Genomic DNA, 322 nt, shown 5'->3' with positions numbered 1-322 from the left:
CATCCGTAGCTCAGCTGGATAGAGTACTCGGCTACGAACCGAGCGGTCGGAGGTTCGAATCCTCCCGGATGCACCATATTCTCCGAGACAACAGCAAAACTGTTGTTTCATGGTCTGCGAGATAATCGCGAGCACCAGGGAGGATAACGTTGCTTCAGCAACGGCCCGCAGGGCGAGGCGCAACCGAGTAATCCTCCCGGATGCACCATCTTCTTCGCAGTATCAGTAGTAATCAGCAATTCCCGATGCATCCGTAGCTCAGCTGGATAGAGTACTCGGCTACGAACCGAGCGGTCGGAGGTTCGAATCCTCCCGGATGCAC

1 tRNA gene is annotated in these 322 nt (G+C 55.6%); it reads left to right on the top strand.

From position 1 onward, the window contains the following. The first annotated feature begins 247 nt into the window (after positions 1-247). Positions 248-321, top strand: a tRNA-Arg gene (locus tag OGX83_RS00630). The last annotated feature ends 1 nt before the right edge of the window (position 322 follow it).

Origin of the sequence: Citrobacter sp. Cpo074 (assembly GCF_030332745.1) — a bacterium.
GTDB classification, from domain to species: Bacteria; Pseudomonadota; Gammaproteobacteria; order Enterobacterales; family Enterobacteriaceae; genus Citrobacter; species Citrobacter portucalensis.
The sequence above is the reverse complement of the archived record's forward strand: the minus strand, read 5'-3'. Positions and strand labels throughout refer to the sequence as shown.